Origin of the sequence: Bradyrhizobium sp. CCBAU 45384, from assembly GCF_028128665.1 — a bacterium.
Taxonomy (GTDB): domain Bacteria; phylum Pseudomonadota; class Alphaproteobacteria; order Rhizobiales; family Xanthobacteraceae; genus Bradyrhizobium; species Bradyrhizobium manausense.
In genome coordinates this window covers 433,367-451,347 of sequence record NZ_LBIZ01000118.1, presented here as the reverse complement: position 1 = coordinate 451,347, position 17,981 = coordinate 433,367, and the positions used below count along the sequence as shown (strand labels likewise).

At 64.0% G+C, this 17,981-nt stretch carries 14 protein-coding genes; 9 read left to right on the top strand and 5 right to left on the bottom strand.

Annotated elements, in window-relative coordinates:
* Positions 1 to 160: 160 nt before the first annotated feature.
* From XH80_RS35895 to XH80_RS35880, 4 genes are all read right to left on the bottom strand, one after another.
* Complete coding sequence (locus XH80_RS35895; RefSeq protein ID WP_271602681.1) at positions 161 to 739, bottom strand: Spy/CpxP family protein refolding chaperone; 579 nt, start codon at positions 737 to 739, stop codon at positions 161 to 163.
* A 209-nt stretch (positions 740 to 948) separates the two neighbouring features.
* Complete coding sequence (locus XH80_RS35890; protein WP_271602680.1) at positions 949 to 1,950, bottom strand: TRAP transporter substrate-binding protein; 1,002 nt, start codon at positions 1,948 to 1,950, stop codon at positions 949 to 951.
* Between the two features lie 188 nt (positions 1,951 to 2,138).
* On the bottom strand, positions 2,139 to 3,701 hold the full coding sequence (locus XH80_RS35885) for a 2-isopropylmalate synthase (protein WP_057750443.1): 1,563 nt from the start codon (positions 3,699 to 3,701) through the stop codon (positions 2,139 to 2,141).
* 1,603 nt (positions 3,702 to 5,304) lie between these two features.
* The gene (locus XH80_RS35880; RefSeq protein WP_271602679.1) at positions 5,305 to 5,622 is read right to left on the bottom strand and encodes a hypothetical protein; all 318 of its coding nucleotides are present in this window, start codon (positions 5,620 to 5,622) and stop codon (positions 5,305 to 5,307) included.
* 231 nt (positions 5,623 to 5,853) lie between these two features.
* Between XH80_RS35880 and XH80_RS35875 the strand changes: the two genes are divergently transcribed.
* The 9 genes from XH80_RS35875 (at position 5,854) to XH80_RS35835 (ending at position 16,661) form a co-directional block, all read left to right on the top strand.
* Positions 5,854 to 7,077: an SMP-30/gluconolactonase/LRE family protein gene (locus XH80_RS35875; RefSeq protein ID WP_271602678.1), complete on the top strand. Its 1,224-nt coding sequence runs from the start codon at positions 5,854 to 5,856 to the stop codon at positions 7,075 to 7,077.
* A 134-nt stretch (positions 7,078 to 7,211) separates the two neighbouring features.
* Entirely contained in the window at positions 7,212 to 8,330 is a 1,119-nt protein-coding gene (locus XH80_RS35870) for a D-alanine--D-alanine ligase family protein (protein WP_271602677.1), read from the top strand.
* A 41-nt stretch (positions 8,331 to 8,371) separates the two neighbouring features.
* Positions 8,372 to 9,475, top strand: coding sequence for an NAD(P)/FAD-dependent oxidoreductase (locus tag XH80_RS35865; RefSeq protein ID WP_271602676.1), 1,104 nt, complete (start codon positions 8,372 to 8,374; stop codon positions 9,473 to 9,475).
* Positions 9,476 to 9,688: 213 nt separating this feature from the next.
* The gene (locus XH80_RS35860; protein WP_271602675.1) at positions 9,689 to 10,933 is read left to right on the top strand and encodes an ABC transporter substrate-binding protein; all 1,245 of its coding nucleotides are present in this window, start codon (positions 9,689 to 9,691) and stop codon (positions 10,931 to 10,933) included.
* Between the two features lie 109 nt (positions 10,934 to 11,042).
* Positions 11,043 to 11,918, top strand: a complete 876-nt coding sequence (locus XH80_RS35855) for a branched-chain amino acid ABC transporter permease (protein ID WP_271602674.1) — start codon at positions 11,043 to 11,045, stop codon at positions 11,916 to 11,918.
* A 1-nt stretch (position 11,919) separates the two neighbouring features.
* Positions 11,920 to 12,846 carry a branched-chain amino acid ABC transporter permease gene (locus tag XH80_RS35850; RefSeq protein WP_271602673.1) on the top strand — a complete coding sequence of 309 codons (927 nt, stop codon included), beginning with the start codon at positions 11,920 to 11,922 and terminating at the stop codon, positions 12,844 to 12,846.
* Positions 12,846 to 14,327, top strand: a complete 1,482-nt coding sequence (locus XH80_RS35845) for an ATP-binding cassette domain-containing protein (protein WP_271602672.1) — start codon at positions 12,846 to 12,848, stop codon at positions 14,325 to 14,327. The genes XH80_RS35850 and XH80_RS35845 overlap by 1 nt, the downstream gene beginning before the upstream one ends.
* Positions 14,328 to 14,363: 36 nt before the next feature.
* A complete protein-coding gene (locus tag XH80_RS35840) occupies positions 14,364 to 15,602 on the top strand; it encodes an ABC transporter substrate-binding protein (RefSeq protein WP_271602671.1) in 1,239 nt (412 codons plus the stop codon).
* Between the two features lie 159 nt (positions 15,603 to 15,761).
* Positions 15,762 to 16,661 (top strand): SMP-30/gluconolactonase/LRE family protein, encoded by a 900-nt coding sequence (locus tag XH80_RS35835; protein ID WP_271602670.1) that lies wholly within the window; start codon positions 15,762 to 15,764, stop codon positions 16,659 to 16,661.
* 11 nt (positions 16,662 to 16,672) lie between these two features.
* On the opposite strand, the gene XH80_RS35830 is transcribed toward XH80_RS35835, so the two are convergent.
* Entirely contained in the window at positions 16,673 to 17,971 is a 1,299-nt protein-coding gene (locus tag XH80_RS35830) for an MSMEG_0569 family flavin-dependent oxidoreductase (RefSeq protein WP_271602669.1), read from the bottom strand.
* Positions 17,972 to 17,981: the final 10 nt, after the last annotated feature.

Here is a 17,981-nt window from a genome sequence, read left to right as displayed (position 1 = left end):
GTCAATGCCTTGCGAGGCCGGTCGTTTAGCAAAGCGATCCGGGTCTGGCAAGCGATGCGAGGCATGTTTTCCAAGGTTCTTCCACAGCCCCCGGAAAGGCTAAAAGCCGCTGGATTCCAGCGGCTTCGCAGAGGTTAATGCCCGGGAAATCCCGGTTCGCTCAGAGCCGGCCTTCCCGGTCGGCGCCCTCGTCCCGGTCGCCGCCGCGCATGTGGTCCATGCCGTGATCCATCATGCGGTCCATGCGCTCCCTGAAATGGTGGGGCGGGCCGTCTTCGCCGCCGCCGAACGGGCCGCGATGGCGGGTCAGCAGGGCAAGGCGGCGCTTCTGGCCGTCATCGAGGCTCTTGTAGAGCGGATCGGCGGCATCGGCGATCTTCTTCAGGGCTGCCGAGCTCGCGCCCATGTCTTCGGCGCGCTCGCGCAGGCGGGCGACCGGGTCATCCGGCTTGTCGGGATCGCCGGGACCGTTCATCCGCGCATTGGCGCGGTCGAGCCGCAGCTTGGCGAAGTCGCGGACCGCGGCCTCGACCGGCGGCCACAGCTTCTCCTGATCGGCGTTGAGCCTCAAGCCGGCATGGACGGCAGCGATACGCGCGTCGACCAGGGCGGCGCGGTCTTCCGGGTTCATGCGGATGTGGTGGAAGTGCTCCATCCACGGGCGATGAAATTGGGCATAGACCGCGCCCGAACCGGCGATGCTGAGCACGGCGATGGCGGCGATGGTGAACTTCTTCATCCGAACCTCCTCTGGAAGGATACCCTGAAGATGAGCGTCGGAAGGCCCGTGCGCAACTTACAACTTGGACAGGAAGGCCCGTTCTTACGGGATCTAACGCCTATTAATCTTGGTTCAGCCGCAACCGGAAATCGTTCGCAACAAAGAGCTTCCGTGCGGCTCGCACGGAAGCCTCGTCCATCGTTCATCCAGACTAGTTGGTCGTGCTGTTAATTAGTAGTGCTCCTGGCTTCCTTCTGGAATTCGTCGATCAGCGGCTGGCCGACGCGGCTCGCGGCGTCCTTGTAGACCGGCTCCATCGCCTTGCGCATCGCTTCGTCCTGCTCGCTGGTGAGCTTGATGATTTCGCTCTTGCCGCTCTTCTTGATCTCGGCGAGCGCGTCGTCGTTTTCCTTCTGCGACTGCGCGTTGTTGAAATCGGTCGCTTCCTTCATCGCCTTCGCGAGCTGGTCGCGGATGTCGGCCGGCAGGTCGTCCCAGAACTTCTTGTTCACGATCACGACGTAGCCGATATAGCCGTGATTGGTCTCGGTGATGTACTTCTGCACCTCGTGCATCTTCTGGGTATAGATGTTCGACCAGGTGTTCTCCTGCCCATCGACCACGCCGGTCTGCAGCGCCTGATAGACCTCGCCGAACGCCATCACCTGCGGCAGCGAGCCGAGCGCCTTGAACTGGGCCTGCAGCACGCGCGAGGACTGGATGCGGAACTTGACGCCCTGATAGTCCGCCGGCGCGATGAGCTTCTTGTTGGCGCTCATCTGCTTGAAGCCGTTGTCCCAATAGGCAAGGCCGGTGATGCCCTTCGGCTCGAGCAGCTTGAGCAGCTTTGCCCCGAGCGGGCCTTCCGTCACCTTCCGCAGCGTCTTCAGATCAGGGAGGATATAGGGCAGGTCGAACACCTCGAACTCGCGGATGCCGAGCGGGCCGAACTTGGAGTTGGACGGCGCCAGCATCTGCACGCTGCCGAGCTGAAGCGCCTCGAGCTCTTCCTTGTCCTTGTACAGCGTCGAGTTCGGATAGACCTCGACCTTGACCTTGCCATTCGTGTACTTCTCGGCGAGCTCCTTGAATTTTTCCGACGCCTTGCCCTTCGGCGTGTCGGTCGCGACCACGTGGCTGAATTTGATGATGATGGGGTCGGCGCTGGCTTGGCCGGCAAGGCCAAGTGCCAGTGCCGCGATGGACGCCGCGATCGCGAAGGTACGCATAATCTCTCCCTGTTGTTATTTGGGCCGCCCGCGCGCGGACGGCCGATCTTTATGCCGACAGCACCAATAGCGGCTCGCGCATCGAGCCGCTATTGGCCGTTCGCAGGGCAGCTATTCAACGCGAATGCCGCTGCACTCCCTCTCCCGCAAGCGGGAGAGGCGAAAGGCCACTCACAGCAGAGCGCTTCTCAGCTCGCCGCGGCCGTCGTCACGGTGTCGCGCTGGCGCTTCATGACGATCTTGTTGAGCGCGCCGAGATAGGCTTTGGCGGACGCCACCAGCGTGTCCGGATCCGCCGCGCGGGCCGTCATCGAACGTCCCTCCTGCGACAGCCGCACCGAGACTTCGGCTTGCGCGTCGGTGCCTTCGGTCACGGCGTGGACCTGATACAGTTCGAGCTTGGCCTCGTGCGGCACCAGGCGCTTGATGCAGTTGAACACCGCGTCCACTGGACCGTTGCCCTCGGCTTCCTCGATCTTGATCTGGCCGTCGACATCGAGCTTCATGGTCGCGCGCTGCGGGCCATGAGTGCCGGCGATCACGGTGAGCGAGGTCAGCTTGATGCGGTCGTGCGAGGCCGCCATCTCCTCGTCGACCAGCGCCTCGATGTCCTCGTCGTAGATGTCCTTCTTGCGGTCGGCGAGCGCCTTCATCCGCGTGAACGCATCTTCCAGCTGGTTCGGGCCGAGCTTGTATCCCATCTCCTCCAGCTTGTGCACGAAGGCATGACGGCCGGAATGCTTGCCCAGCACCAGCGAGGACTGCTTCAGGCCGACCATCTCGGGCCGCATGATCTCGTAGGTCGAGGCATCCTTCAGCACGCCGTCCTGATGGATGCCGCTCTCATGCGCGAACGCATTCCGGCCAACGATCGCCTTGTTGTACTGGACGGGGAACGAGGTTGCGGCCGACACCACCTTCGAGGCGCGAGTCAGCTGCGTGGTGTCGATCTTGTTCCAGTAGGGGAATTTGTCGTTGCGCACGTTGATCGCCATCACGATCTCTTCGAGCGCGGCATTGCCTGCGCGCTCGCCGATGCCGTTGATGGTGCATTCGACCTGGCGGGCGCCGCCGACGACGCCGGCCAGCGAGTTCGCGACCGCCATGCCGAGGTCGTTATGGCAGTGGACCGAGAACACGGCCTTGTCGGAGTTCGGCACGCGCTCGATCAGCGTCTTCATGAAGTGGGTGTATTCCTCCGGCACCGTGTAGCCGACGGTGTCGGGGATGTTCACCGTGGTCGCGCCGGCCTTGATGACGGCCTCGACGATGCGGCACAGATAATCCATCTCGCTGCGGGTGCCGTCTTCGGCCGACCATTCGACGTCGTCGATCTGGTTGCGGGCGCGCGCGACCATCGCGACCGAGGTCTCGATCACCTCTTCCGGGGTCTTGTTCAGCTTCACCCGCATATGCAGCGGCGAGGTCGCGATCACGGTGTGGACGCGGCCGCGTTTTGCAAACTTCACGGCCTCGGCGCAGCGGTCGATGTCGGCCGGGTGCGCACGGGACAGGCCGGCGATGACGGCATTCTTGGAGCGGCGGGCGATCTCGCTCACCGCCTGGAAGTCGCCCTCGGAGGTGATCGGGAAGCCGGCCTCGATGACATCGACGCCCATATCATCCAGCAGTTCGGCAACCTCGAGCTTCTCCTCGAAGGTCATGGTGGCGCCGGGGCATTGCTCGCCGTCGCGCAAGGTGGTGTCGAAAATGATGACGCGGTCCTTGTCGGACTTGTTCACGGAGGCCATTCTAAATTCCTTTTGAGCTTTCGCGCCGTCAGTCTTAGGGGCGCCTGAGGTGTCCGGTGATCTCGACCAACCCCTGAGTGCCCAGGCGCGCAGCGCCCAGCCGGCCCTCAGGGGCAGCTAAGAAGAAGCCCGCCAAGAAGCAGGGTGGGCAGCGCGGCCGGGATCGCGGCGGCGGCCAGAGCCACCTCCCCAGAAATCCCATCGATTTGGCCGCGAATCAGCATTGCCAGACCCTTTTGAGCCCCAAATCCTCGGTCAAAACCGTTGACGGTTGGTTGCCGGGAGGCTCAGTGCACCGTTTCTAGACGACAAATGGCAGCAACTGCAACGCCAAAAGATGGTCAGGGGGACTGACCTGGTTGGGGGATGATTGCGTCGGAGCGACCATATCGATCCCCGTCATCCTGAGGCGCGAGTGGCGCGATGCTAAAGCATCGCGCCGGGAGCTCGAAGGATGAACGGCCTAGCTGGCGCAGCCGGGCCGTCGCCCTTCGAGGCTTGCCCTGCGGCGCGTTGCGCCCCAGGGCGCGCACCTCAGGGTGACGGTCATGGTTGGTGGCTGCTCGCAATGACGGCGTGTGAGGCGGCAGCCTCGCCCCCCAAATGACGCTGTCATTCCCCGCGAAGGCGGGGAATCCAGTACGCCGCGGCTCCTCTGCTAATCATTGCTGTCTCGGAGTACTGGATCGCCCGGTCAAGCCGGGCGATGACGGCGGGTGTGTAGACGCAAACACACCCTCGCCTTCTCGCGGCGTGTTTCGCCCGAGTTTTGCTTCGCGCTCGCTCCCTCTGCAATCAAAGGGCGCAGGGAAGGCCGGGTGCCGGCAGGCACCCGCGGTCTGCTGCGCGAAGATGTAGCGCAAAGAGACCGCACAGCAGCATACAGGTGGTGCCGAACACACGGCCTTCCCTGCGCGATGGTCGGACGGCTTATGCCGTGCTCTCCCGGGAGCCGAATTCCTTCTGGCCTCCCTCGCCTTGCGGAAGGTACCGGCACCGCGCCGGTTGACGCTGCTGCCGCATCCGCAAGACTTGACCGTAGCGACGACGGCCGGGACCACACGGTTTTGCCGTACGCAAGCTTTCCTGTTCCGCCCAAAGGCGATGCAGGACATCAAGCGCCGTTCGTACAACGCGGCTTGCGAGATCCTCACGAGGCTCGGCTCAATCCACTGCCCCGCCCTGGTCCCACATCCGCGACGACGCTGCCCACGTCCACCGCAGCCCGATCCGCGGCTCGTGACGACGTACGACCGCCCCTTTTCGCCGGATCAGGATGGGCGAAACATACGACAAATCCGAATTTCGGTAAAGTGGAATATTTTGGGTGGGCGGGATTGACAGGCGAGCGAAACAGGGGCGAGGGCAGGCCCTCTCTCCGCCGTCATTCCGGGGCGCGCCGCTTGGCGCGAGCCCGGAATCCATTTGACCGCACAACATGAGGCAAAATGGATTCCGGGCTCGCGCTTCGCGCGCCCCGGAATGACGGCCGGATCTCTTGTTGGATTGCGCTTCCGCCTTCGCTCTGCGAGCTTCGGCGGACAAGTCGCGCGCACCGGATGACGGTCGAACCTTTTGTTGGGTTGCGCTTCCGGCGCCCAGCCTATCCCACCCGGCGCGCGCGGGCCCTGCTCTCCCAGCGATCCAGCATCAGACCGAGTTGACCAAGCTCGCCGGTAGCCCCATGCGCAATCTGATTGGCGGCGGTCGCGTCGTTGGTGTTGGCGGGCGCATTGGCGTTCAGCCAATCCGGCTGCGCGTAGTCGCTCCAACGGCGGGCTTCCGCACGGCGTTTGCGAGACTGCCGATCGCGCAGGAAATAGCCCGCCGCAAACGCAATCCCGAGCAGCACGATCAATATGACAACTTCCACAACCAACTCCGACCTTTCGCCCCAAACAGTTTTTGCGAAGCATCGCATGCGAGGTCAAGGCTTGACATGAGCGAAGCTCGCTTCCCGCGAACTGCAGAGACAGAACGAACTGCCGGCCGCCCAAACGCAGCCGCAATGCAGCCATGTTTCGACCTCGACACGCCAGATTGTCTCGTAGAGGATGCGAACCTTCCTCTCGCAACCAGGCGCGGACCGGACTAACCTTGCACCTGCTCGGCCGGATCAACCGGCCAGCCAACATGATCCGGGAGGACGCGAATGACACGCCAACAGCCGCGTGAGCAGGATGCTGCGCTTTCACGACGAACGCTGGTTCAGGGCCTTGCACTCGGAGCCGCGGCCACGATGGCCGGAACAGGCTCGGCGCTTGCCCAGAACGGCCCCGCCGCCCCGCCGACGACCATCACCACGCCGCCGCGCGACTTCAGCCCCCGCGGCGCACCGACCACTTATTTCTGGGACCCCGATATCATCGCGGTCGATCCCTCCTTCGAGGACCTCGCGCAGCCCAACACCGCGATCAAGCGGCTCCATACCGGCCTGTTGTGGGCGGAAGGCCCGGCGTGGAGCGCGCAAGGACGCTATCTGCTCTGGAGCGACATTCCCAACAACAGGCAGATGCGCTGGAGCGAGGATGACGGCCATGTCAGCGTATTCCGCATGCCCTCCAACAATTCCAACGGCAACTCGTTCGATTTCCAGGGGCGCCAGCTGTCCTGCGAACATCTGACCCGGCGGGTGACGCGCTACGAGCATGATGGCACCGCCACCGTGCTCGCCGATAATTACAACGGCAAGAAGCTGAACTCGCCGAACGATGTCGTCGCCCATCCTGACGGCAGCTACTGGTTCACCGATCCGCCCTATGGCGGCCAGCTTTACGAGGGCGAGCCCGACGGCCCGGGCGGACCGAGCAATGCGGCCGGCAAGCTCAATCCGAAAATCGGGCAGCCGGCCGGCTTCGCACCTGGCAAGCGCGAGCTGCCGACCAACTGCTATCGCATCGACCCCTCAGGCCGCGTGGATCTCGTCGTCACCGAAGATCAGGTGCCCGACCCGAACGGCCTCTGCTTCTCGCCCGACTACAAGAAGCTCTACGTGGTCTCGACCGGCAAGGGTCCCGGCGACACCGGCGCCGGCGGCAAGGGCGAAGTCTTCGTGTTCGATGTCGGCAGCGACAACAAGCTCTCGAACCAGAAGAGGTTCAGCGACTTCATGATCGACGGCGTGAAGTGCGGGCCGGACGGCGTGCGCTGCGACGTCAACGGCAATGTCTGGGCCTCCAGCAATGCCGGCCGCGCCGTCGGCTATAGCGGCGTGACGGTGTGGTCGCCGGAGGGCAAGCTGCTCGGCCGCATTCGCCTGCCCGAAGTCTGCGGCAATGTCTGCTTCGGCGGACCGAAGCGCAACCGCCTGTTCATGGCGGCGAGCCAGTCGCTGTACGCGGTATACACGGCGACGCAGGGTGCGGGACCGGGCTGAGCGGGTGTAAGCTGAAGTGCGACGAGGCGCCGGCGTGCCCCGCCGGCGCCGACTTGTTTCGAATGTTCATCACCGACGGGTGAACATAGAGGCAAGAGAGGTGACTTCCGCGCGAAGCGCGTGATAGTTGAAGCATGGCAGATAAAATTCGCGTCGTTGTTCTCTATGGCGGCAGGTCCGGTGAGCACGAGGTCTCGCTGAAATCGGCCGCCTCCGTGCTCCGGCATCTCGACCGTGCGCGCTTCGAGGTGATCCCCGTTTCCATCGACAAGACCGGCCGGTGGCAATGGAACGATCTTGCGGCGATCGACCCGGCGCAGCCGTCCTTGCCGATCCTGCTCGATGCACCCGAGATGCGGCTCGCCAGGGGCGCTGACGGAGGCGGCGTTCTCGTGCCTGTTTCCGCAGGCGCAGGCGGCCCGATCGAGATCGACGTCGTGTTTCCAGTCATGCACGGTCCCCTGTGCGAGGATGGCACCGTGCAGGGCCTTTTGGAGCTGGCCGAGGTCGCCTATGTCGGATCGGGCGTTCTCGCCTCCGCCGTCAGCATGGACAAGGACGTCGCCAAGCGGCTGGCTGAATTCGCCGGCGTTCCGGTCGCGCCCTATCGCGTGCTGACGCGTAAAGCCTTCGCCGCCGATCGCCCCGCCTCTCTCGCCAGGGCGATCGAGGGCCTGAGCCTGCCGGTGTTCGTCAAGCCGTGCAACATGGGCTCCAGTGTCGGCATCCACAAGGTGAAGACGCTGGATGCGCTTGGGCCCGCGCTCGATGATGCGTTTCGCTACGATCTCAAGGTGCTGGTCGAACAGGGCATCGACGCCCGCGAGATCGAGGTCGCCGTGCTCGATGGCGAGATGCTGTTTGCGAGCGTTGCCAGCGAGCTCAATCCCAACGCTCAGCACGAATTCTATTCCTACGAGGCCAAATATCTGGATCCCGACGGCGCGCGCGTCGATCTTCCGGCCAGGCTCGATGCAGCCCAGATGGCGCGCGTGCGCGCGCTCGCGGTGCAGCTGTTCGCGGCGCTCGAATGCAGCGGCCTTGCGCGCGTCGATTTCTTCCTCGATCGGCAAACCGGCGAATTCTGCTTCAACGAGATCAACACGCTGCCCGGCTTCACCTCGATCAGCATGTATCCGAAGATGATGGAAGCTTCAGGCGTGCCGTATCGCGAGTTGCTGACGCGCCTCGTCCATCTGGCGCTGGACCGCCATCAGCAGCGTCATGCGTTGGAACGCGGCTATTCGAGCTAGGTTGTTTTTGGCAGCCCCAGGCTTACGGCGGGAAACAGGCCATGCGCGTTGTGATCTGCGGCGGCGGCGTAATCGGGGCCTGCACCGCCTACTTCCTCCGCCGCCACGGCGCCGAAGTCATCGTCGTGGAGCGGACCGGAGTCGCGGCTGCGGCCTCCGGCAAGGCCGGCGGCTTTCTGGCGCGCGACTGGTGTGCGGGCACGCCGCTCGATGCGCTGGCGCGGCGCAGCTTTGCCCTTCACGCACAACTGCCCGGGGAGATTGCCGGCGATTGGGGCTATCGCCCGATGAATGCGTATAGCGGCTATGTCGCGACCGATGACGATGCGCGTCGGACTACGTCGTCCGCGCTCGACTGGCTGAGCGATAGTATCGTCCTCGCGCAACGCATCGGCACGCCCGAGTCGACCGCGATCGTTCACCCCAGAAAGTTCACCTCGGCCGTGATGAATGCGGCGATCGCGCAAGGCGCCGAGCTTCGCCATGGCCGCTTTACTGGCATCGCGCGCGACGCAGATCGCGGCGCTGTCAAGGGCGTCGGGGTGGAAGACGATGTCATCGAAGCGGATGCCGTCGTGATCGCAATGGGGCCCTGGTCGCTTCTCGCTGCAAGCTGGATGAGTCTGCCAGCCCTCCATGCCCAAAACAGCCCGAGCATTTTGTATGACACAGGCACAAAGGTCTCGGCAGACGCCTTGTTTCTGGATACGGAGATCCACGGCCACGCCACCAGCATCGAGGTGTTTCCTCGCCCGGACGGCAGCACCTATGTCACCGGCTTCCCCGACACCTCTGCCTTCCCCACTGATCCGGCCGACGTGAAGCCCGATCCGTACAGCATGAAGTGGTTGCAACAAATATCGGAGCAACTGTCGCCGCTGTTCCGGCCGGAGAAGATCATCGCGAAACAGGCCTGCTTTCGTCCGGTGACGGCGGACGGCTTGCCGCTGATTGGCCGCGTGCCGCAGGATGAAGGGCTCTATGTTGCGACCGGACACAGTGTCTGGGGTATCCTGAATGCCCCTGCAACCGGCGAAGCGCTGGCGGAGTTGATCGCCGAAGGCGCAACGCGCAATGTCGACCTCGCGCCATTCGATCCTGCCCGGCTCAAGCCACTCGATCTGCCGCGGCGGCGATGGCGATGAATGCCGGCGCGCCTGCGATACACGCGCATGCCCATCGACGAAATCTGCATGCCTGCGTGCGGAATAACGCTCTGTCCTGCCCGTTATTTACGCAGCTAGACTTTAGTCCCCATCGTACACTCCTGAATACAGTTCCACTTGCCGAGGATTCTCTCGCCGTTATAGTCGCGCACCAATAGCTCAAAGAAGCTTGGTTCAAAGGGAGAGAACAATATGAATAAAGCACTCTCTGGTGCATTGCGATGTGCGTTTGGTGCCGCCGCTGCGGGCGTGTTGTTGGCAGGCTCAGGTGCGGCCTTTGCAGCCGATCCGATCAAGATCGGCGTGATCGCGGAGGCGCAGGCCATCGCCGGCGCATCGATCCCGCAGGCGGCGCAGCTCGCCGCCGACGAAATCAACGCCAGCGGCGGTGTCGACGGCCGCAAGATCGAAATCATCGGCTACGACAATCACTCCTCCTCGGCAGATTCGGTGCGCGCGTTCCAGCGCGCAGTGAACGAGGACAAGGTCAATGTCGTCATCGCCAGCTATATCAGCGAAGTGGTGCTGGCGCTGGAGCCCTGGGCCTCGCGGCTGAAGACGCCGTTCGTGACGCCGGGTGCTGCCTCCAACGAGATCAGCAAGAGCGTCCACGCCGATTACGAGAAGAACAAGTACACCTTCCACGGCTATCTGACCTCGGCGGCACTGGCGCTTTCTGTGTGCGACGGCGCCAAGGATCTGCTCGTCGACAAGATGCACATGAAGACGGCGGTCATCATGAGCGAGGACGCCGCCTGGACCAAGCCGCTCGACGTCGGCTACGAGGAGTGCCTGCCCAAGGTCGGCCTGAAGGTGCTCGACCACATCCGCTTCTCGCCTGATACCACCGACTTCACCCCGATCTTCAACAAGATCGAGGGCGCCAAGCCCGACGTGATCATCACCGGCATCTCCCATGTCGGCGTGCAGCCGACGGTGCAGTGGAAGAACCAGCAGGTGCCGATCCCGATGTTCGGCATCTCCTCGCAGGCGACCAACGAAACCTTCGGCAAGGACACCAACCAGGCCGCCGAAGGCGTGCTCTATCAGGGGGTCTCCGGGCCCGGCGTCGCGGTGACGCCGAAGTCGGTGCCGTTCGCGGAGAACTTCAAGAAGAAGTACGGCAATTACCCGTCCTATGCCGGCTACACCGCCTATGACGAGGTCTATTACATCGCCGACGCCGTGAAGCGCGCCGGCTCGCTGGATGCCGACAAGCTGGTCGATGCGCTGGAGAAGACCGACTGGGAAGGCACGATCGGCCGCGTCCAGTTCTATGGCAAGGACGATCCGTTCACGCACTCGATCAAGTACGGCAGGGGCCTGATCACCGGGCTGATGCTGCAATGGCAGGACGGCAAGCAGAGCGCGGTCTGGCCCAAGGAGGTCGCCAAGGTCGACATCAAGTTCCCGAGCTTCATCAAGCTCAGCAACTGATCGGAACAGCTCCCGGGACCATCGCCCGGGAGCTTCCACTTGCGGCGCAGCACCTTTCCTCAAAGCGGCAGCCTGACTGCCAGCCCACAGACCGGATTGCCAATCTTCAATGCGAGCTTTCCAGATTCTGATCGATGGCTTTGCCATCAGCGCTCTCTACGCTCTCGGTGCCACCGGCTTCACACTGATCTTCGGCGTCTCCGGCGTGCTCAACCTCTCCCACGGCGCCATCATGGTGGCGGCGGCGGTGGCGGCATGGGCCGCCGCGAGCATTCTGGGCGTCGGCACCTATGCCGGCGCACTTGTTGGCGTCGGCGTCGCTCTCCTCACCGCTTTCCTCACCTACTTCGCCGTCGTGAAGCCGATCCAGGATTCCCGGCGCATCCCGAATGAGGAGAAGGAGATTTTCGTACTCACCGGCACCCTGCTCTGGGGCATCATGATCCAGGAGCTGATCGCCTATTTCTTCACCAACAACGCCAAGACCGTGCTGCCGATCGTCGAAGGCGTGGTCGATATCCTCGGCGTCCGTACGCCCACGAACGAGATCTTCACCGCGATCGTGTGCTGCCTCGTCATCGCGCTGTTGTGGCTCCTGGTGAACCGCACCCGCACCGGCAAGGCTGTGCTGGCGGCCTCGATGAATCCGCGCGGCGTGACCCTGCTCGGGCTCGAGCTCACCAACATCTATATCGTGGTGTGGGCGATCTACGGCATCCTCGCCGGCATCGCCGGCGTGCTGCTCGGCATGTTCTTGGGGGTCAGCTCCTACAGCGTCGGACCGTTGACCGCGAGCGCGTTCTCGATCGTGGTGCTCGGCGGCCTCGGCAGCGTCTCCGGCTCGCTGATCGCGGCCTTCGTGGTCGGCTATCTCGAAACGCTCACGGCCTATCTGGTCTCGCCGGCCTATCGCACCATTCCGGCGCTGCTGCTGCTCGTGTTCGTGATGTACATCCGGCCCCAGGGCCTGCTGGGGAGGCGCTGAGATGGCCGGATTCTTTACCTCGCGCCTGTTCTTCGTCTCGCTGGCGCTCGTCATCATCGCGGCGACGCTGCCGCTCTACGTCTCCGGCTACGTGCTCGGGCTGCTCACGGTCGCGTTCTATTTCGGCGTATTCGCGATGGCCTGGGACCTGCTGTTCGGCTTTGCGGGCGAGGTCAATTTCGGCCCGACCTTCCTGATCGGCGTCGGCGCCTACACGGCCGGCATCCTCAATGCCCAGCTTGGCTGGTCGGTCTATCTCTGCATCGTGCTCGGCGCGCTTGCCTCGGTCATAGCGGGCCTCGTGCTGGCGCTGCCGGCGCTGCGCGTGCGCGGACCGTATTTCGGCCTAACCACGCTGGTCGCGGTGCTGATGCTGCAAAACTTCGTCGTCGTGTTCGCCGACCTCACCGGCGGCGAGATCGGTCTCACCATCCCTGACGTCATCACCATCAATGCCGGCGCCAATTACTGGATCGCGCTCGGCTTCATGACGATCTCGGCGGCGATCCTCTACGGCCTGTCGCAATCCCCCGTCGGTCTCGTGCTGCAAGCCAGCGGCCAGGATCCGGTGCAGGCCGGCGCGCTCGGCTTCAACATCGTCAAGCACAAGCTCGCCGCCTTCATCGTCAGCGCGTTCTTCTCGGGGCTGTCAGGCGCGCTGCTGGTGTTCTACTTCGGCACCGCCTCGGTCGGCACCGTCGTCGACGTCGCGGTCGGCGTCAACGTCATCGTCTCGGCCGTGCTCGGCGGAAGGCGCACCGTGCTCGGCGCGGCGCTGGGCGCGATCTTCCTGATCGTCGCCGGCGAGTTTCTGCGCCCGACCGGCGAGCTTGCGACCTTCATCGTCTCGGCGGTGGCGCTGCTCGTCGTCCTGTTCTTCCCCGGCGGCTTCCTAGGAGCGGCCCTCTCGCGCGAGGCTCGCTCGTAATGGATCAGAGGCTTTCCAACCGGCCCGTGCTCGAAGTCCGCGGCCTCACCAAGCGCTTTGGCGGCCTGACCGCGGTGAAGAACCTCAACTTCGACGTCAACAGCGGCGAGATCTTTGGCCTGATCGGGCCGAACGGCTCGGGCAAGTCCACCGCGATGAAGAGCGTGATGGGCATCGAGCGCCCGACCGCGGGCGACGTCGTGTTCGAAGGCGAGAATGTCGCCGGCCTGCCCGCACACAAGATCGCGCGCAAGGGCTTTGGCATGGTGTTCCAGCACTCGCGGCCACTGAACCGGCAGACGGTGCTGGAGAACATCATGGTGGCGCTGCTGCCGGACAGCCTGTTCATGCTGTTTCCGGACAAGGCGCTGGTCGAGCGCGCCAAATGGATCGCCGACCGCGTCGGCTTGGGCTCCGTGATGAACCGCCGCCCGCCGACGCTGCCCTTCGCCGATCTGCGCCGGCTCGAGCTTGCAAAAGCGATCGCGCGCGACCCAAAAGTGGTGCTGGTCGACGAGCCCTTCGCCGGTCTCACCCGCGCCGAGGTGGACGTGTTCTCCGACCTGATCCGCAGCTTCCGCGATGACGGCCGCGCGGTGATGCTGGTCGACCACAACGTCAAGAGCGTCGCGGCCCTGGTCGACCGCGTGCTGGCAATGTATCTCGGCGAGGAGATCGTCACCGGCAGGGCCGACGAGGTGATGCGAAACGAGACCGTGCGGCGGGTCTATCTCGGCGGCGCCATCGAGACCCATGCGCGGCCCGAGACCACTTTCAAGGACAAGGTCCCGCTGCTCCAGGTCGAGAATGTCAGCGTCCATTACGGCAAGGCGCAGGCGCTGGAGAATGTCTCCATCCACATCCACGAGGGCGAGTTCGTCTCCATCGTCGGCCTCAACGGCGCCGGCAAGACCACGCTGTTCAACACCATCTCCGGCTTCCTGCCCTACACCGGCGAGATCGTCCGGGGCGGCGAGAAGCTGCGCGGCACCAGCCCCGCCAAGATCGCCCGCAGCGGCCTCGTGCAATGCCCGGAGTCGCGCGAGCTGTTCGGCGAGATGACGGTGCGGGAAAACCTCGATCTCGGCGGCCAGCATCTGGACGACGCCAAGCGCGCAGCACAGCTCGCCTGGCTGTTCGAGCTGTTTCCGATCCTGAAGGAGCGCCAGGGGCAGATGGCGCAAACGCTGTCAGGCGGCGAGCAGCAGATGCTGGCAATCGGCCGCGCGCTGATGATGCAGCCGCAAATCCTGATCCTGGACGAGCCGACGCTCGGTCTTGCGCCCGTCATCCTCGAGCTGCTCTCCAAGGCGCTGGAGAAGTTGCGGCAGACCACATCGATCACCGTGCTGCTCGGCGAGCAGAACGTGACCTTCGCGCTGCCCCATGCCGACCGCGTCTATGTGCTGGAGCACGCCAGGATCGTCTGGGAGGGCGATCCTGGCCGCTTTGCCGCGGAGGCCGGCGCCGATTTTCTTTGAGTTCGCGTCTCAACAAAAAACGAAAGGGAAACGACCATGCGATCATCGACGGCTTTGAGTTCCGCCTTCCTCACCTCCGCTCTGGCGCTATGCCTCGCAGCTCCCGCCTACGCGCAGTCGAACGACCCGATCAAGATCGGCGTCATCGCCGAGGTGCAGGCGATCGCAGGCGCGGCGACACCCGGCGGCGCGCAGATCGCCGCCGACGAGATCAACGCCAAGGGCGGCATCCTCGGCCGCAAGGTCGAGATCGTCACCTATGACAACAAGAGCTCCTCGGCCGACTCGGTGCGCGCGTTCCAGCGCGCGGTAAGCGAGGACAAGGTTTCTGCCGTGATCGCGAGCTACATCTCCGAGGTTGTGCTGGCGCTGGAGCCCTGGGCCGCGCGGCTGAAGATGCCGCTGATCACGCCGGGCGCCGCCTCGAACGAGATCACCAAGGCGATCCACAATGACTATGAGAAGAACAAGTACACCTTCCACGGCTATCTGACCTCTGCCGCCCAGGCCCAACTCGTCTGCGACGCGGCCAAGGATCTGCTGGTCGACAAGATGCACATGAAGACCGTCGCGATCATGAGCGAGGACGCCGCCTGGACCAAGCCGCTCGACGTCGGTTACGAGGCCTGCCTGCCCAAGGCGGGGCTGAAGGTCGTCGAGCATGTGCGCTTCTCGCCTGACACCACCGACTTCACACCGATCTTCAACAACATCGAAGGCAAGAAGCCTGATGTGATCGTGACAGGCATCTCCCATGTCGGCGTGCAGCCGACGGTGCAGTGGAAGAACCAGCAGGTGCCGGTGCCGATGTTCGGCATCAGCGCGCAGGCGCTGAGCCCGACCTTCTGGAAGGACACCAACGGCGCCGCCGACGGCGTGCCCTCGCTTGCGGTCGCGACGCCCGACGTCGCCGTCACCTCGAAGACCAAGCCGTTCGCGGCCGCGTTCAAGGCCAAGTTCGGCGCGCCGCCGGCCTATACCGGCTACACCGCCTATGACGAGGTCTACATCATCACCGATGCAATCAAGCGCGCGGGATCGACCGACCCGGACAAGATGGTCGCCGAACTCGAGAAGACCGACTACGAAGGCACGATCGGCAAGATTCAGTTCTACGGCAAGGATGACGAATTCACCCACGGCATCAAGTCCGGCCCGGGCGCGGTGACCGGCCTGGTCTTCCAGTGGCAGGACGAGAAGCAGGTCGTGGTCTGGCCGGAGAAGATCGCGGAAGGCAAGCTGAAGTTTCCGAACTTCGTGAAGCTGTCGCAGTAACAGGCCTAAACGCCAGATCACCTGCGCGATGCCCGGGCCCTCCCGGGCATTTCGTTTTTGTCCGTTGATGCGAACCATCTTGCAAATTCGACAAGGTCGATCAAACTAACGACCGCACGCAGGCCACCTCAAGAACTTGCGGCTCATCAAGGAGGACGCATGCTTCCCTATGTCGCTCACGATCCTCGCTTCGAGAAGCTGGTCATCGGCCATGTCAATCTCGAAAAGCTCTTCACCGGTTGCCGCTGGGCCGAAGGTCCCGCCTATTTTCCGGCCGGGCGCTACCTGATCTGGTCCGACATTCCGAACAACCGGATGATGCGCTTTGACGAGACCGACGGATCGGTGTCGGTGTTCCGCGCGCCGAGCTTCAATTCCAACGGCAACACCACCGACCGCCAGGGGCGGCTGGTGAGCTGCGAGCATTTCATGCGGCGCGTCAGCAGGACCGAGCATGATGGCTCGATCACCGTGCTGGCCGACGCGTTCGAGGGCCGCCGGCTGAATTCGCCGAACGACGTCGTGGTCAAGTCGGACCATTCGATCTGGTTCTCCGACCCGACCTACGGTATCGACAGCGACTATGAGGGCCAGCAAAGCCCGTCCGAGATCGGCGCCTCCAACGTCTATCGGATCGATGCCAACACCGGCGCCATCACGCGCGTCGTGTCCGACCGGGTGCAGCCGAATGGCCTCGCCTTCTCGCCGGACGAGACCCGGCTCTACGTCGCCGACACCGGCGCGACCCATGTGCGCGGATTGCCGCCGACGATCTGGTCGTATGAAGTGAGGGGGCAGACGGTCGGCGAAGCCTCGCTGTTTGCGACCTGTCCGGACGGGCTCTATGACGGTTTCCGCGTCGACGTCCATGGCAACATCTGGACCTCGGCGGGCCGCAGCGTGTTCTGCTACGCGCCTGACGGCACCCACATCGGCACGGTCCCGGTCGGCGAGATCGTCGCCAATGTCTGCTTCGGCGGCCCGCGCCGCAACCGCCTCTATATCTGCGGACAGACCTCGCTGTATTCGATCTATCTCAACACGCGGGCGGCTGTGTAGGGCGTGCGAGGCTACACAGCTTCTCTCGCTGCATATTGCTCGCGTGGGGCTGCCTGATACGTGCCAGCGTGCGACGCGCTCGATCGCGCCTCGATGTGGTCTGCCACAAACTCTGCATCACGCCCGATGCCGACGAACCGGCCCGAGCCCCAGGTGTAGAGCCAGGGCAGGCCGATCACATAGGCGCCGTCGACCGACGTGACGCCCCGCTTGTGGGTTGGATAACCGGTGCCGTCGAACATCGGCAGGTCGACCCAGGACCAGTCGGAGCGGAAGCCGGTCGTCCAGATGATGCTCGTGATGCCGCTCGCTGCGAGATCGAGCTCCGTGGGCACCGCGGCGGGGGTCCACACGGGCTCGTAGTGAGGCGTCTCGGGCGCGGCGATCCTGTTCCTTGCGATGTGCTCGTCGATCATCCGGCAGATGCCATTATAGACGCGATCGGCATTGTCGAGATTGACCTGGAGATCATCGCCAAGCTGCAGGCGCGTTCCACGACCGTCCTTGAGGCGACCGTAGAGCTTCATGCCCTCGAGCGCGAATTTGCGCAGATCGATGTCACGGCCGCCGTCCCTTCCGGTCAGGTAATGGTTGGCGTTCTTGCGGACCCCCTCTTTCAACGAATGCTTGTCGACCGGCAGGTCGTACTGGCCGAGATCGTCGAGCCAGTCGACGGCGTCGCGGCCGCGATAGAAACGCGGGCACCGCGGCGCGCTGCCGACGGCGAGATGCACCTTGCGGCCGGCCAGGTGCAGATCCTCCGCGATCTGGCAGCCCGACTGCCCGCTTCCCACCACGAGGATCTCGCCCGGCGGCAGCTGATCCGGATTGCGGTAGGCGGAGGAGTGGAGCTGCATGATCGACGAATCGAGCCGGTCGGCAAACGGCAGCACCTTGGGAACGTGATATCCGCTGACCGCCAGCACGACGCTGTCAGCAGCGATCTCGCCCATCGTCGTCTCGAGCGTGAAGCCGCGATCGGATTGCCTGAGTCGCGTGACGGCGACGCCTTCGCGGACCGGCGCATCGATGCGCCTGGCGAAATCCTCGATATATTTGACGATCTCGTCGCGCAGCATGAATCCATGCGGATCGCTGCCGGCATAAGGAAATCCCGGCAGCTTGCATTGCCAGTTCGGCGTCACCAGGCAAAACGCGTCCCACCGCTGCGTCTTCCAGGAATGCGCGATGGTGTTTTTCTCCAGCACAATATGCGCGATGCCATGCGCCTTGAGCTGCGCGCTCATCGCCAGGCCGGCCTGGCCGCCGCCGATCACGACGACCGGATAGTGAGTGTGAAGGTCGGACATGATCAGCTCC

Excerpts from the sequence above, each read along its gene's own strand:
- XH80_RS35895 (WP_271602681.1), bottom strand. The coding sequence starts at position 739 with ATGAAGAAGTTCACCATCGCCGCCATCGCCGTGCTCAGCATCGCCGGT.
- XH80_RS35890 (WP_271602680.1), bottom strand. The coding sequence starts at position 1,950 with ATGCGTACCTTCGCGATCGCGGCGTCCATCGCGGCACTGGCACTTGGC.
- XH80_RS35885 (WP_057750443.1), bottom strand. The coding sequence starts at position 3,701 with ATGGCCTCCGTGAACAAGTCCGACAAGGACCGCGTCATCATTTTCGAC.
- XH80_RS35880 (WP_271602679.1), bottom strand. The coding sequence starts at position 5,622 with ATGCGATGCTTCGCAAAAACTGTTTGGGGCGAAAGGTCGGAGTTGGTT.
- XH80_RS35875 (WP_271602678.1), top strand. The coding sequence starts at position 5,854 with ATGACACGCCAACAGCCGCGTGAGCAGGATGCTGCGCTTTCACGACGA.
- XH80_RS35870 (WP_271602677.1), top strand. The coding sequence starts at position 7,212 with ATGGCAGATAAAATTCGCGTCGTTGTTCTCTATGGCGGCAGGTCCGGT.
- XH80_RS35865 (WP_271602676.1), top strand. The coding sequence starts at position 8,372 with ATGCGCGTTGTGATCTGCGGCGGCGGCGTAATCGGGGCCTGCACCGCC.
- XH80_RS35860 (WP_271602675.1), top strand. The coding sequence starts at position 9,689 with ATGAATAAAGCACTCTCTGGTGCATTGCGATGTGCGTTTGGTGCCGCC.
- XH80_RS35855 (WP_271602674.1), top strand. The coding sequence starts at position 11,043 with ATGCGAGCTTTCCAGATTCTGATCGATGGCTTTGCCATCAGCGCTCTC.
- XH80_RS35850 (WP_271602673.1), top strand. The coding sequence starts at position 11,920 with ATGGCCGGATTCTTTACCTCGCGCCTGTTCTTCGTCTCGCTGGCGCTC.
- XH80_RS35845 (WP_271602672.1), top strand. The coding sequence starts at position 12,846 with ATGGATCAGAGGCTTTCCAACCGGCCCGTGCTCGAAGTCCGCGGCCTC.
- XH80_RS35840 (WP_271602671.1), top strand. The coding sequence starts at position 14,364 with ATGCGATCATCGACGGCTTTGAGTTCCGCCTTCCTCACCTCCGCTCTG.
- XH80_RS35835 (WP_271602670.1), top strand. The coding sequence starts at position 15,762 with ATGCTTCCCTATGTCGCTCACGATCCTCGCTTCGAGAAGCTGGTCATC.
- XH80_RS35830 (WP_271602669.1), bottom strand. The coding sequence starts at position 17,971 with ATGTCCGACCTTCACACTCACTATCCGGTCGTCGTGATCGGCGGCGGC.